Annotated in this window: 10 protein-coding genes; 6 read left to right on the forward strand and 4 right to left on the reverse strand. The window is 72.7% G+C overall.

What is annotated here, in order from left to right:
- Positions 1-550 precede the first annotated feature (550 nt).
- The 4 genes from HNR73_RS10680 (at position 551) to HNR73_RS10695 (ending at position 8,367) form a co-directional block, all read left to right on the forward strand.
- Positions 551-1,261 carry a TetR/AcrR family transcriptional regulator gene (locus HNR73_RS10680; RefSeq protein ID WP_184787195.1) on the forward strand — a complete coding sequence of 237 codons (711 nt, stop codon included), beginning with the start codon at positions 551-553 and terminating at the stop codon, positions 1,259-1,261.
- Positions 1,261-3,813 (forward strand): ABC transporter ATP-binding protein/permease, encoded by a 2,553-nt coding sequence (locus HNR73_RS10685; RefSeq protein ID WP_184787196.1) that lies wholly within the window; start codon positions 1,261-1,263, stop codon positions 3,811-3,813. The genes HNR73_RS10680 and HNR73_RS10685 overlap by 1 nt, the downstream gene beginning before the upstream one ends.
- Positions 3,810-5,543 carry an ABC transporter ATP-binding protein gene (locus tag HNR73_RS10690; RefSeq protein WP_184787197.1) on the forward strand — a complete coding sequence of 578 codons (1,734 nt, stop codon included), beginning with the start codon at positions 3,810-3,812 and terminating at the stop codon, positions 5,541-5,543. The genes HNR73_RS10685 and HNR73_RS10690 overlap by 4 nt, the downstream gene beginning before the upstream one ends.
- Before the next feature lie 61 nt (positions 5,544-5,604).
- The gene (locus tag HNR73_RS10695) at positions 5,605-8,367 is read left to right on the forward strand and encodes an NACHT domain-containing protein (RefSeq protein ID WP_184787198.1); all 2,763 of its coding nucleotides are present in this window, start codon (positions 5,605-5,607) and stop codon (positions 8,365-8,367) included.
- On the opposite strand, the gene HNR73_RS10700 is transcribed toward HNR73_RS10695, so the two are convergent.
- On the reverse strand, positions 8,364-9,089 hold the full coding sequence (locus HNR73_RS10700; protein WP_239122122.1) for a helix-turn-helix transcriptional regulator: 726 nt from the start codon (positions 9,087-9,089) through the stop codon (positions 8,364-8,366). The two genes, HNR73_RS10695 and HNR73_RS10700, sit on opposite strands and share 4 nt — an antisense overlap.
- Before the next feature lie 44 nt (positions 9,090-9,133).
- Between HNR73_RS10700 and folE the strand changes: the two genes are divergently transcribed.
- Complete coding sequence (gene folE, locus HNR73_RS10705) at positions 9,134-9,739, forward strand: GTP cyclohydrolase I FolE (protein WP_184787199.1); 606 nt, start codon at positions 9,134-9,136, stop codon at positions 9,737-9,739.
- 33 nt (positions 9,740-9,772) lie between these two features.
- Positions 9,773-11,113: an ankyrin repeat domain-containing protein gene (locus HNR73_RS10710; RefSeq protein ID WP_184787200.1), complete on the forward strand. Its 1,341-nt coding sequence runs from the start codon at positions 9,773-9,775 to the stop codon at positions 11,111-11,113.
- 260 nt (positions 11,114-11,373) lie between these two features.
- Here HNR73_RS10710 and HNR73_RS10715 read toward each other — a convergent pair whose 3' ends face one another.
- From HNR73_RS10715 to HNR73_RS10725, 3 genes are read right to left on the reverse strand one after another with little or no spacing between them, the layout of a single operon-like run.
- Positions 11,374-12,228 (reverse strand): hypothetical protein, encoded by an 855-nt coding sequence (locus tag HNR73_RS10715; protein ID WP_184787201.1) that lies wholly within the window; start codon positions 12,226-12,228, stop codon positions 11,374-11,376.
- Positions 12,229-12,238: 10 nt separating this feature from the next.
- The gene (locus tag HNR73_RS10720) at positions 12,239-12,955 is read right to left on the reverse strand and encodes a GNAT family N-acetyltransferase (RefSeq protein ID WP_184787202.1); all 717 of its coding nucleotides are present in this window, start codon (positions 12,953-12,955) and stop codon (positions 12,239-12,241) included.
- 40 nt (positions 12,956-12,995) lie between these two features.
- On the reverse strand, positions 12,996-13,826 hold the full coding sequence (locus HNR73_RS10725) for an aldo/keto reductase (RefSeq protein ID WP_184787203.1): 831 nt from the start codon (positions 13,824-13,826) through the stop codon (positions 12,996-12,998).
- Positions 13,827-13,842 lie beyond the last annotated feature (16 nt).

Below are 13,842 nucleotides of genomic sequence, written 5' to 3' on the forward strand. Positions count from 1 at the left end.
CGGGGTCGCCGCGCATGGGGCGAGGCGGGACGAGGCCGAACGAGGCCGGCGGGCTCTTCGCGCTCGTGCGACGGCGAAGCGGAACGGCGAAGCCGCCCGGCTCTTCACGCTCGTGCGACGGCGAAGCTCAGTGGCGAACGCGCGGTTGGCCGGCGGATCCGCGGCCGCCCGCGCGACGGCAGGTGAGCGCGGTTTCCCGAGTCTCAGGTGCGAGATGCGGCGGTGAGGCCGGGGTGCCCACGACGAAAGGCCCGCAACGCGCGTTCGTCCTGCCGCACCCTCGCGACTTCGCCGCGCGAACGTGAGGCCGATTCCGGGTGGGGGATGGTTGCGTGCGTCGGCGACCCGGCGACCCGGCGACCCGGCGACCCGGCGACCCGGCGACCCGGCGACCCGGCGACCCGGCGACCCGGCGGGAGCGTGCGGGACGGGCGTCGCAAAACTCGAACACCCACCCCGCCCACCCCCTTCCCCGCTCCCCGGCGGCGGTGCTAACTTATGCGCCATAACTAAGGCATGCCTAACCTATCCGGGAAGGTGCAAGGTGGCAGTGGCAGGCAATCCCCGCATTGGCGGTCGGCGCCCCCAGTTCGACCTCGACGACATCGTGCGCGCCGGTCTCGCCCTCGGCCTTCATCGGCTCAGTGTCCAGGCCCTCGCCGACGAGCTCGGTGTCTCCGCCGCCGCCGTCTACCGGCTCGTCCCCGGTCGCGTCGCCCTTGAGCGGCTCATCGGCGAGGCCGTCCTCGCCGGGTGCGAGCTCCCCGACGACCCGGCCGACTCGGTGCGCGAGCACCTCGTCTCCTTCGCGCTGCGACTGCGGGCCTTCCTGCTCGCCCACCCCGGCAGCGCGCGCTACCTCCAGCTGAGCTTCCCGCGCGGCCCCTCGGGCGCGAAGCTCCAGGCGGCCGAGGTCGTCGCGCTCACCTCGCGCGGCTACGACCCGAGCGCGGCCGCGGGCCTGTGCGGCTCCGTCGCGTCGGTGGCGATCGGGCTCGTGGTGGGCGAGGAAGGGATCCTCGCGCACGCCGAGGACATCGACGCCGCGGCCGAACTGGCCGCCGACACCTCGGAGGTCGTCATGGCAGACCCACTGCTCAAGGAGGCGCACGTCGGCGTGCCCGTCCTCGGGCCCGGCGAGTTCTTCGCGATCGTCCTGACCGCGACCGTCGACGGGCTGGTCACCGCGTTGCCGCCCGGGCGCCCGCTCGGCGACGTGATCACCGCCGCCCGTGCCGCCGCCGACGGGCGGGAGTCCTGATGGCGCGCGGGTTCCAGGGCGCCATGCTCAAAGCCCTCGGCGCCGGCGACCACGTCCTCGAAGTCCTGTCGGTCGAGGACCTCACGCGCCACTACCGCCGGATCGTGTTCTCCGCGCCGACCCTCTTCGACCGGCCCTTCGAGACGGCCGGGTACCTGCGTCTGTGGGTGCCCGACGCCGCCAAGCCCGGCCGTCACCACCAGCGCGGCTACACGATCGTCGCCCCCGACGAGGCCGCCGGCACGATCACCCTCGAATTCGCCATGCACGCGTCGGGCCCCGCCGTGACCTGGGCGGCGTCGGTCGAGCCCGGCGAGCGGATCACCGCCAGCCGCTACGGGTCCACCAAGTTCGCCGTCGGCGATCCCGTCCCCGACGGCTACGTCCTCATCGGAGACACCGCCGCGATCCCGGCGCTCAACAGCGTTCTCGCGGTCCTGCCCGACGACGTGCCCGTCGAGGTGCTCCTCGAACGCTCGCACGACGACGACGTCGACATCCCCATGACGCCCCACCCGGGCATGCGGGTCACGTGGGTCCCGCAGACCGGCGACCCCGCCGCCCTCGCCGACGCGCTCGGTGAGCGCGACTGGTCGAACTGGTACGCGTGGGTGACGGCCGAGTCGGCGGCGACCCGCCGGGTCCGCGGCCGGCTCAAGGAGTTCGGTTTCCCGCGTTCGGAGATCCACGCGCAGGCCTACTGGATGCGCGGCCGCGCGATGGGCACGAAGCACGACGCCGAGACGCCCGCCGTTCCGTCGCCGCGCACCGAGGCGATCCCGGCCGAGACCCCGAAGCCGCGCGAGGGCTGGCGTTCCCGCGCCGGGTCCACCCTCCTCGCGCCGCTGAAAGGCCGCCTCATCCTGGCCGGTGCCGTGCAGGCGGTCGTGTCGTTGCTCCAGCTGGCGCCTTTCGTCGTCCTCGTCGAACTGTGCCGCCGGGTGCTGTCGGGAGACGCCGACGAGCGCGCCCTTCGCGGGCTCGGCCTGCTCGCGCTCGTCCTGTTCCTCTCCGGGACGGTCCTCGCGCTGCTGCTCATCACGGCCATGCACGTCCTCGACGCGCGCTTCGGCCACGAGGTCCGCACGGCCATCGTGGCGAAACTGCCGCGGTTGCCGCTCGGCTGGTTCACCGAACGCTCCTCGGGCCGGGTCAAGCAGGCCGTCGCCGACGACGCCGCGAACCTCCACTACCTCGTCACCCACGCCGTCCTCGACGTCGTCGCTGCGGTCGTCACGCCGCTCGCCGTTCTCGGCTACCTCTTCGCCGTCGAGCCGCTGCTGGCGACGGTCCTGCTGATCCCGCTCGCCGTCTTCGGGATCCTCACCGCCCGCATGGTCTCGGCGTCCTCGGCGGCGATCCCGGCGGCCGTGGAGTGGACCGCGCGGGCCGGGTCGGAGGCGATCGCCTACCTTGACGGTCTGCCGGTCGTCCGCGCCTACGACCTCGGCCCCGGCGGGAGGCTCCGCGCCACCCTCGAAAAGCACGCCGCCTTCCTGGAAGGCTGGCAGCGCCCGCTTCTCGGCCGCCGGACGGCCACCGACCTGGTGACCCGTCCGTCGACCTCGCTGCTGGTGATCGCCGCCGCCGGGACCGGCCTGGTCATCGCCGGCGTGATGTCCCCTGTGGACCTGTTGCCGTTCCTGCTGCTCGGCGTCACCTTCAGCACCCAGCTCCTGGCCATCGGCTACGGGCTGGGGAGTCTGCGCGAGGCCGTCGCGGCGGCCCGGCGCATCGGGCTCGTCCTCACCGAACCCGAGTTGGCCGCCGAAGACACACCCGGTGTGCTCCCGGCGGTCGGTGGCGGACGGTCGGTGCGCTTCGCCTCGGTGTCCTTCGCGTACAAGCCGGGACATCCCGTCGTGTCCGATGTGGACATCGAGCTGCGGCCCGGGACCGTCACCGCCCTCGTCGGCCCGTCGGGCGCGGGCAAGTCGACGCTGGCCGCCCTGCTCGCCCGTTTCCACGACGTCACCGCGGGCGCGATCACGATCGACGGCACCGACCTGCGGGCACTGTCCACAGAGGAGCTCTACGCGACCGTCGGCTTCGTCTTCCAGCAGGTCTCGGTGCTCGACGCCAGCGTCCGCGACAACATCGCCCTCGCGCGTCCCGGCGCCACCGACGCCGAGATCGAGGCCGCCGCGCGGGCCGCCCTCATCCACGAACGCGTCGAGCGTCTCCCCGACGGCTACGACACCGTCCTCGGCCGCGCCGCCCGCCTGTCGGGCGGGGAGGAGCAGCGGCTCCAGATCGCCCGCGCGATCCTCGCCGACCCGAAGGTCCTCGTCCTCGACGAGGCCACCGCCTTCGCCGACCCCGAGTCGGAGTTCCAGGTCCAGCGCGCGCTGTCCCGGCTCATCGCCGGGCGCACGGTCCTGGTCATCGCCCACCGGCTGCACACCGTCACCGACGCCGACGCGATCGCCGTCCTCGACGGTGGCCGCCTCGTCCAGTACGGCACCCACCCCGAGCTCGTCGCCCGTCCCGGCCTCTACCGGGAGCTGTGGACGGCGGCGGGCGCGACGCGCGAGCAGGAGGCCCACGCGTGATCCGACGTCTCATCACCCTCGCCGGCGACCGGCGCGCGACCACCGTTCACCTGCTGCTCCTGTTCCTGGGCGCGGTGTTCCGGGCCGCGGCGACCCTCACGCTGATCCCCCTGCTGACCGGCCTGTTCTCCGGCGAACCGCGCGAGGCGCTGCCGTGGCTGGGGCTGCTCAGCGGGACGATCCTGGTCGGCTGGATCGTCGAGATCCGCCTCTACCGCAGCGGTTTCGACATCGGCATGAAGATCCTGCGCACCGCCGAGACGCGCGTCCTCGACCGCCTCGAACGCGTCCCGCTCACCTGGCTCGACGCCGACCGCCGCGTCGAGGCCCGTCGCGCGCTCACCTCCGCCGGGCGCGAGATCTGCCAGGGCATGGCCTACCTCATCACCCCCATGGCCAACGCGTTCCTCACACCGCTGCTGATCGGTGCCGGGCTCGCCTTCGTCGCCTGGCCCCTCGCCGCCGCCGCGCTGCTCGCCGTCCCGCTCCTGCTCGGCGCGCTGTGGGCCTCGGGCGCCTTCTCCCGGGCCGCCGACGACGCCTACGCCCGCGCCTCCGACGAGGTCGCCACCCGCATCGTCGAACTCGCCCAGCACCAGGCCGCCCTGCGGGCCGCCGGTCGCGCCGGGCCGAGCGGATCGGCGCTCGGCGGCGCACTGGCCCGCCAGCGGCGGGCGGCCCTGCGGCTGCTGGGTTTCGGCGTCCCGGGGCACCTGCTGTTCGGCGTGGCCTCGCAACTGACGCTGCTGGCGCTGGCCTCGACCGCGGCCGCGCTTTTCCTCGACGGGACGCTGACCGGGGCCGCACTGGTCGCGCTGATCGTCGTCGCGGTCCGCTTCCTGGAACCCTTCACCACCTTCGGCGACCTCGCCCAGGCCGTCTCGTCCCTGCGCGGCACGATCGACCGCGTCGTCGGCGTCCTCGACGCGCCGGTGCTGCCGGTGGACGACGACCCGGCGCCCGCCGTCGACGCGCCCGTCCTCGCCTTCGACGACGTCTCCTTCACCTACGACGGCGCCGACCGCCCGGCCGTCGACGGCGTGTCCTTCACCGTCGCGCGCGGCGGCACCACGGCCATCGTCGGGCCGTCCGGATCCGGCAAGAGCACCCTGCTCGCCCTCGCCGCCCGCCTCCACGACACCGATGCGGGGACCGTGCGGATCCACGGGAGGTCCGTGCGCTCCCACGACCCGCTCGACCTGGCCGGGCACTACGCCGTCGTCCACCAGAACGTCTACCTCTTCGAGGGGACCCTGCGCGACAACGTCCTCCTCGGCCGCCGCGACGCCGACGACGACGCGCTCGCCTCGGCGGCGACCCGCGCGGGGCTCGACGAGGTCGTCGCGCGCCTGCCCGAAGGCTGGTCGACACGCGTCGGCGAAGGCGGCGCCACCCTGTCGGGCGGCGAACGCCAGCGCGTCGGACTGGCCCGCGCGCTGCTGAAGGACGCGCCACTGCTGCTGCTCGACGAGGTGACCAGCGCCCTGGACACCGGCAACGAACAGGCGGTCGTGGCGGCGCTGGCGTCCACCGCCCGGCACCGCGCGACGGTGATCATCGCCCACCGGCTCGACACCATCATCGGCGCCGACCAGGTCGTGTTCCTCGAAGGCGGGAAGGTCCGCGAGATCGGCGCCCCGGCCGCGCTGATCGACGCGGGCGGCCACTTCGCGCGGTACTGGGCGCAGCGGCGGCAGGCCTCGGGATGGCATCTGGTGGGGGTGGAGTAAGGGCGGGCACGGCCTACCCTTGACCCCGGTGTCCACATGAGACAGGGGGAGAGCCGTGGTCGTGGGACTCGATGGCCAGATCGACAAGGCGGCGGGCAACGCGATCGGCTGGCTGAGCAGGCGGGCCACCGTCGCCCACCGCCGTAAGCGGCTTCGCGACGACGTCCGCGCGCTCGCCGACCGCGTCATGGCGGAACAGGCGATCGCCGACCTGGCCGGTCCGCGAGCCGTCGCCCTGTCGGACTACCTCGCCTCGCCCGACTTCGGTCAGATCGCCCTGCACCTGACCGTCGCCTTCACGCAGAGCGCGAAGCACCGGACGGAAGCCGCGGCCGCGGTCCGGGACGAGATCCGCCACGGGCTGCGGCACGCCCTCGCGCTTCCCACGGCCGAGGTGTTCGCGCTGACCGACATCGTGTGCGACGCCCTGACCCTGGCCTGCCACGAGGCGATGGCCGGAGTGCCGTCGCTGCCCGGCGACTCGGGCATGCTCTCCGCCGCGGCCCACGTCGCGGCCGCCGCCGTCCGCAACGGCGAACTGCTGGCGGGTCTGGGGCCACTCGCCGACATCCACCGGGTCGCCGGGAAGCTGCGGGCCTCGGTCGCCGGGCTGCACCAGACCATGCGATTGCCGCACACCGGGGAGAACAGATCCGTTCCCTGGGAACGGTTGTACGTGGAGCCGTCGCTGCAGGCCAAGGCCGACGACGACGAATACCGGGAACCGGTGACGGTGCGGGACCTGCTGTACCCGGGATGCCGGACGGTCGTCCTCGGCGACCCGGGGGCCGGGAAGTCGACGCTGACCGCCAAACTCGCCCACGACCTGGCGGCTTCGCCCGACTCGCCGGTGGTGCCGTTCCGGCTGGTGCTGCGGGACATTTCCGAGTCCCTCCGGAGCGGGAAGCTCCGGCTGATCGACCATCTGATCGCGCTCGCCCGCGAACCGTACAATGTGGACATCACCGCCGAGTCCGTCGAGTACCTGCTGCTCAACGGCCGGGCACTGGTGATCCTCGACGGGCTCGACGAACTCACCGACGTGGCCATCCGGTCGAGGGTCGTCCAGCTGGCGGAGTCCTTCGCCACGCTGTACCCCTCGGTGCCGATCGTGGTCACCTCGCGCCGGGTCGGATACACCGAGGCGCCCCTGTCGCACACGATGTTCGAGACCCTGCTGATCCAGCCGCTCTCCGACGCCGATGTGGAGTCCTACGCCGAGAACTGGTTCGCGCTCGACGAGAGCCACCTCCCCGGTGATCGCGACCGAGTCCGGGCGGCCTTCTTGACCGAGAGCGCGTCCATCACCGACCTTCGCCGGAACGCCTTACTGCTCTCGCTGCTGTGCGCGATGTACTCGGCCGAGCAGTACATTCCCCAGAACCGCGTCCAGGTGTACGAGAAGTGCGCCCTGATGGTCTTCGAACGCTGGGACGGCATGCGCGGTGTCGGCGGCACGCCGCGGCGGTTCCACGGGCGCGTCCGGGGCGGGATCCAGGCCCTCGCGTGGCACATGTTCACCGGTGAGGGCGCCTCGGAGTTGCCGCATTGGGAGGTGGTGACGCTCCTGGCCGAGCACCTTCGCGGCAAGGGCCTCGACGAGGACGACGCCCGCGACACCGCCGAGGAGTTCCTGGAATTCTGCATCGGCCGCGCCTGGGTCCTGGAGGCGGTCGGCTCGACGAGCACCGAGCAGATCTACGGTTTCGCCCACCGGACCTTCATGGAGTACTTCGCCGCCGAGTACCTGGTGCGACATCACACCACGCCGGAGGAGGTCTGGAAGGTGCTGCGCCCGCACATCGACGACGGGCCGTGGACGGTCGTGGCGCCGCTGGCCGTCCAGCTGATGGAACGCAACCGGGACGGCGGTGCCGACGCGATCCTGGAGCTCTGCCTGGAGGAACTCGCCGAGGTCGAGGACGCCGATGGCAAGGTGGCGTTGTGCGCCTTCGCCGCCCGGGTCTGCGGGGAGATCGTCGCCTCGCCCGCCCTCATCAAACGGCTGGTCGACGAGGCGCTCGTATGTTCGGCCTCACGGTCTATCGAGGTCCGGACTCCGTTCTACAGTCCACTCTCGAACAAGGCCGACTCGCCTCTCGCATTGCTCCTGAGGAACAGTCTGGAGGGCAATCAGGAGTATGCCCGCGCACGCGTCATGGAGCGGGTGCTCGCGTGCGTCGACTCCGGCGATGGGTTCTACCTGTGGCTGCTGAGCGACTCGGCGTTGGACTGTGACATCCACCGACGTCTCATCGACGGTCTGTCTCCTTCACAGCGCGCGAACTATACGTCCTGGATGCGGCGGCATCCTGTTCTTCTCCTTCCACACAAGCCCCCGGCCGAGATTCTCAGAGAGTTCGGTCCGGAGCCGCTGTATCAATGGCGCGAACAGTTCGGGGTCACCGAGCCGTGCGTCATTGAACTCCACGCTCAGTTCCCGACGACATTCCGTACCGCCTTCATGCGCCTGCCGACACCGTGGCTGTCGGTCGAACCGGAGCGAAGGGATCTCACCGAGTACAACTTTTTCGAGTACTTCCTGTTCTATTTCAGAAGTCTCGTGAACCTTGGGGGTGCGCCGCTCGGCGCGCAACTGGTCTATCTGCTTCCGTATCTCGAACTGGCGGCCGAGAACGAGCGCGTGGATCCCGACCTCATCAGGCCCTCAGTCGCCGCGGAACTCATCCGGTTGCGCCGCCGGTCCGCCGCGGGCGCGCTCGATCCCGCCGATATCGCGCGGGTGCCTCGCCACCGCATCCCCGACGACGCCTGGGACTTCCTCCTGCGCTGGGCCGCCGGGGAGTTCTCGGTGCTCGCCTAGCCGGGCGCCCCCGGCCCGATCCGCACGCAGCAGCGCCCCGGCCCGGGGTCGAGCCGGGCGGCGAGGCCGGTCGCGGACAGTCCTTCGAGGACGCCGTCGAGCAGGCGGAGGTTCATGCCGCAGACCATCGCGGTGTGGCGCTGGGCGAGGGCGTGGAAGGGGCAGTTCGCGAGCACGATGGAGTCGTTCTCGGCTCGCGGTTCGAAGCCCAGACCGGCCAGCGCCTCGGCGATCGGGACCGGACCGGTCCCGCTGGAGCGCGCGGCGAGGCCGTACGCGACGCCCGCTCGGTGGGCGTGCCGGTCGAGGGCCGCGCGAGGGGAGCCGCCACCGGTCTCGGCCTCGGCGATCGCGTCGGCGAGCAGGTTGCCGACGAGCTGGTACCGGCGGTCGGGGAGGGACACCGCGATCTCCTCCGGCGAGCGCCGGTAGAGCTTCGCCGGGCGGCCGGCGCCGGGGCCGGTGCGTCCCGAGCGGCGTTCGTAGACGACGTCGAGCAGACCGTCGGTGACCATGCGGTCAAGGTGGAAGGCCGCGGTGGCGCGGGCCAGGCCCGTCGCCTCGGCGGCCTCGTCGCGGCCGACCGGGCCGTCCTGCCCGGCGACGTAGTCGTAGAGGCGGCGGCGGTTGGGTTCGTCGAGCGCGGCGATGGCGGCGACGCGCTCGGTGCGGGACTCGGCGGCCATGTTCTGCGACTCAACTCCCTTGACCGGATCCTCCATGGGCTTCTAACGTTAGCATCTGTTGTCTATAGAAGGAGCCCGTCGTGCGCGTTTCCGAACTCCCCACCGCCCGGCCGCCCGGGGCCGGGCGCGAGGACATCGACTTCGCCGCCGCCCAGCGCGCGGTCGCCGACCTGCTCGTCGCGCTCGGCCGCGACCCGGGCTCCGAGCATCTCGCCGACACGCCAAGGCGCGTCGCCGACGCCTACGCCGAGATGCTCACCCCGCGCGAGTTCAACCTGACGACCTTCCCCAACGACGAGGGCTACGACGAGCTGGTCCTCGCGCGCGACATCCCGATGCAGTCCTTGTGCATGCACCACATGCTGCCGTTCCACGGTGTCGCGCACGTCGGCTACCTGCCCGGCGAGCGCATCCTCGGCCTGTCGAAGCTGGCGCGCGTCGTCGAGTTGTTCGCCCGCGACTTCCAGGTCCAGGAGCGCCTGACGAAACAGGTCGCCGACTGGCTCCAGGAGTACCTCGCCCCCGTGGGCGTCGGCGTGGTGATCGAGGCCGAGCACATGTGCATGTCGCTGCGAGGGGTGCGCGCCACCGGATCGCGGACGGTCACCTCGGCGCTGAAAGGCGCGCTCCGGGAGGACGGTCGCTCGCGGCAGGAGTTCTTCGCGCTGACGGGCGTCGCCGGATAGTCCACTGTGGATACCGCCTCGTAGGATGCGCGGATGGCCGCACCCCACCTCTCCGCCGCAGTCCTCGCCGAGCTCCGCCGCCTGAAGGCCCGCCCGCCTATCGCCGTCGAGCTCGCCGACGTGAAGGTCGAGACGCCGCTCGGGACACGCGTGCTGCCGCCGTCGGTGCTGGCGCTGGCGGCCGTCGAGTGGCCGGCCGGGCATGTCGTGATCACCAAGGATTCCGGTGAGTACGCGCTGCGCCTCCCCGAAACGTCCGAGGTCGATGCGGAGGTGTTCGGCGAGAAACGGGCGTGGTTCGCCGTCGCCCGCCTCGAATACGGTGCCCGCTGGATCCTCGACCTGGACGCGGCCGCCGGCACCGACGACCCCGTGATCGCCAGGGAGGGCAAGGGCTTCCGGAACGGGCCGTTCTGGGCGAAACCGCTGTCGGAGCGGCTCGCCGGGCTCAAGTCGAAGCGTCCGCTGCCGAAGAAGTACGACTTCCCGCGCGCCTGTGCCACCGGCGACGTCGAGGCCGTCAAGGCCGGAATCGCCGCCGGCGCGTGGTTGTGGCCGGTGAAGGCCGGTGAGCCGACGCCGCTGCACCTCGCGGCTCTCGCGTCGCGTTCACCTGAGGCGGTGCGTCTCCTGATCGAGGCGGGGGCCGGTCTGGAGGTGCCACTGGACCAGGACGCGGCGGCGCTGCACCGCTACGGCGAACGGGAACGGTTCCGGTACCTCCGCCTCATGGCGGGCGATACGCCGCTGGCCGCCGCCCTCGAAGGCTTCTCGTCCCCGTTCCCGGAGACCGTGGCGGCCGTTCCCGGGATCGTCCGGGTCCTGCTGGCGGCCGGGGCGAACCCCAACGCGCGAACCGGATTCGGGAGCCCGTTCGGCCGGGTCTCACACCGGCACGGGGAAGGGATCGTCGACGTGGTCGGGCAGCTTCTGGCCGCTGGTGCCGACCCCGACCCCGCCGACCGTTGGAGTCCGCTGCTGAGCGCGGTCAAGGGAAGCGCCGACGTGGTGCGCGCACTGCTCGCCGCCGGTGCCGATCCGTGCCGCGGCTGCGCGTACGGGCACCTTCCCGGAACCAGGAAACCCACCCCGCTGCACAAGGCCGCCGGCGAAGGCGGCGTGGAGATCCTGCGGCTCCTGATCGCCGCCGCCCGTGACGTCGACGTCCTCTCGGCCGACGGTGTGGCCCCGCTGCACTGCGCGGCCGCCGGGGACGATCCCGAACGGGTCCGCCTGCTGCTGGAGGCCGGTGCCGGCCGGGAGGTGCGGCTGCCCGACCCGGCGAGCTTCCGCGAGGGACTGACCGGCCGCACGCCCCTGGAGATCGCCCGCGAGCTGGGCAACGACGAGCACGCGGCGATCCTGGCGGGCTGACGCGGCCCGGTCACCACCTCAGGTAGTCGACCGTGACGGAGCGGCGGTCGCTCCTCCAGACGGGCGAAGCCTCACCGGTGTGCGACGGCGGTGACGGTGGTGCCGAACGGTTCGGCGGCGAGGAGTTCCCGGCGCGCCCGGTCGAGGCGCACGTCGCGTGGGGATCCTGCACGCCACACCGTGCCCTCAACGTCGGCGACGGGCGGCGGAAGGCCCGCCGTACCTCCATTGTGGACACGTCGCGCTCGCCGTGTCGCGTCCTACAGGCGGCCGTACGCGTCGAGCACCCGCAGGGCGTTGAGGGTGACGACTCCGCGCCACTCCAGGAGGGCCGCCTCGCTCGGCGCGGTCCAGGTGATCGGCCAGCCGCCGTCGGCCTGCTGCCCGGCGGCGAGGGCGTCGAGGTGGCCGCCGATCTGCGCGTCGGTGAAGGCCTCGTGCCAGGCGGAGTCCGGACTCGGGGCGATGTCCAATGGGGACAGTCCGTAGCCGGGGGTCTCCGGGTCGAGGTGGAACATGTCCTGGTTCCTGAGGTGGTCCAGGAGGGTCTCGGCGCGGCCCGGGGCGACGTCGGGGGCGTGCTCGCAGAAGATCAGCAGTTCCCAGATCGAGTGCACGCCGTCGGGAGGCGGCGCGTCGAGGCGCCGCCGGGTGTAGTCGGCGGCCTTGTCGAGCCACGGGTGCTCGACGCCGAGCCGGTACAGCTGGCCGGCGAGTCCGGCGGTCGGGTTGACGTCGGGCGCGTAGGTCCACTCCGACCAGTGATCGGCCCTCGGGTAGTCCTCGATGACGGGGAAGGCGAGCGGGACGGCGCCCTCCTCGTCGGCGACCCTGGCGAGGTGGTCGCAGGCGCGGCCGATGAGCTCGGGCGCCTCGGCGCCGGCCTCGGCGAGGGTGCGCAGGGCCACCTCGGTGTAGATCGGGAGACTCGCCGGGCAGCGCGTGTCCGGTTCGAGTCCGTGCCCGAAGCCGCCGTCGGGGTTCTGGTATCCGCGCAGGGCGTCGGCGACCGCCGACGGCGGCCCGCCCTGGAAGTGCGTCTCGAACAGGCGTCGCTCGATCAGGCGGGCCTCGGCGTGCAGGAAGCGCTCGGCGGCGGCGCGGGATGCGGTCATGCCGCCGATGTTAGGCGCCGGGCGCGCCGGAACCGAGCCGGACGCTCAGCTGGGTGCCGAGTTCGCGGAAGCCGATGGCCAGGGCGACCCGGCGCGACGGCGTGATCCGCGCGCGCCACTGGGGGAGCAGCCCGGCGGCCAGCGCGTGCGCGGTCGACGCGGCGCCGACGGCTTTGGCCAGGCCCTTTCCGCGCCACTCGGGGGCGGTGAGCACGCCGATGTGCGCGGCGCGGCCGGCCCAGACTCGGTAGCCGGAGGCGGCGGCGACGGCGCCGTCGCGGCGGATGGCGAAGACCGGCGAGGTGACCTCGTCGAGGCTCGCCTCACCGGCCTCGTCGTCCCCCGCGAGGTCTTCGAGGGCGACGACGGCCGCATCGCCCGGCGCGAGTTCCTCCACGGTGGACGGTGGTGGCTCGGCCGCGGTGTAGGCGAGCGCGGCCGGGCCGAGCACGTCGGCGACGTCGAGGACGCGGGTGATCGCGGCGGCGTCGGTGACCGACGCGAGCGGCAGGGCGGCGAGGCTCGCGACGAGCCGGGCGGCGCTCGTCTCGTCGGGGGCGGTCGCGACGGCGGCGTCCCCGATGGTCACGAGACCGGCCCAGCCGGGCGGGCACAGCAGCGAATCCGGTGACACGGCGACGTTGACGCGGCCTGCGGTGAAGCGCACGGGCGCGCCGGCCAGCTCCGTCCACAGCTCGCGCGCGCCGGTGATCAGGGGATCGGTCATGCGGCGATGATGGCAGGACCGTCCCCGGTGGGCCAGCGGGTTATCCGACTCCGCTGAGGCGCAGGTACTGCTCGTCGCTCAGTTCGAGGTCGGCGGCCGCGACGTTCTCCGCCAGATGGGCCGGCGAGGCGGTGCCGGGGATCGGGAGCATGACCGGCGAGTGCCGCAGCAGCCAGGCGAGGCTGACCTGGGTCGGGGTGGCGTCCAGTTCGGCGGCGACCTCGGCGATCGGCGCGGCGGCGCCGGTGTTCCCGGCCGCGACGGGCCGCCACGGGAGGAAGGCGATGCCTTCGGCGGTGCAGGCGTCGAGGACGGCCTCGTGTTCGCGGTCGAGGACGTTGTAGCGGTTCTGCACACTGGCGATCTCGACGGTCGCGCGCGCCTCGGTGAGCTGCTCGACGTCGACTTCGGACAGTCCGATGTGGCCGATCTTGCCCTCGTCGCGCAGGTCGCGCAGGGTTCCGGCCTGTTCGGCCACGGGGATTTCGGGGTCGATCCGGTGCAGCTGGAGGAGGTCGATCCGTTCGGCGCGCAGGCGGCGCAGGGCCTCGTCGACCTGGGCGCGCAGGAAGCGCTCGCTTCCGTTGTAGATCGCGCCGTCGGGGAGGTCGGGCCGTCGCTCGACACCCGTCTTCGTGGTCACCAGCAGCCCTTCCGGGTAAGGGTGCAGAGCCTCGGCGACCAGCTCCTCGTTGGCGCCCCACCCGTACATGTGCGCGGTGTCGACGACCGTCACGCCCAGCTCGACGACCCGCCGGAGCAGCGCGATCGAGGCCGCGCGGGTGTCGCCGGGCTCGGTCGGCAGGCGCATGGCGCCGAAACCCATCCGGGTGGCGCGGTGTCCGGCGAGGTCGAGGGTGCGTGCGGTCATGGGCTCCTCCAGAGGT

Origin of the sequence: Phytomonospora endophytica (assembly GCF_014202425.1) — a bacterium.
GTDB lineage: Bacteria > Actinomycetota > Actinomycetes > Mycobacteriales > Micromonosporaceae > Phytomonospora > Phytomonospora endophytica.

Excerpts from the sequence above, each read along its gene's own strand:
- HNR73_RS10685 (WP_184787196.1), top strand. The coding sequence starts at position 1,261 with ATGGCGCGCGGGTTCCAGGGCGCCATGCTCAAAGCCCTCGGCGCCGGC.
- HNR73_RS10700 (WP_239122122.1), bottom strand. The coding sequence starts at position 9,089 with ATGGAGGATCCGGTCAAGGGAGTTGAGTCGCAGAACATGGCCGCCGAG.
- HNR73_RS10710 (WP_184787200.1), top strand. The coding sequence starts at position 9,773 with ATGGCCGCACCCCACCTCTCCGCCGCAGTCCTCGCCGAGCTCCGCCGC.
- HNR73_RS10715 (WP_184787201.1), bottom strand. The coding sequence starts at position 12,228 with ATGACCGCATCCCGCGCCGCCGCCGAGCGCTTCCTGCACGCCGAGGCC.
- HNR73_RS10720 (WP_184787202.1), bottom strand. The coding sequence starts at position 12,955 with ATGACCGATCCCCTGATCACCGGCGCGCGCGAGCTGTGGACGGAGCTG.
- HNR73_RS10725 (WP_184787203.1), bottom strand. The coding sequence starts at position 13,826 with ATGACCGCACGCACCCTCGACCTCGCCGGACACCGCGCCACCCGGATG.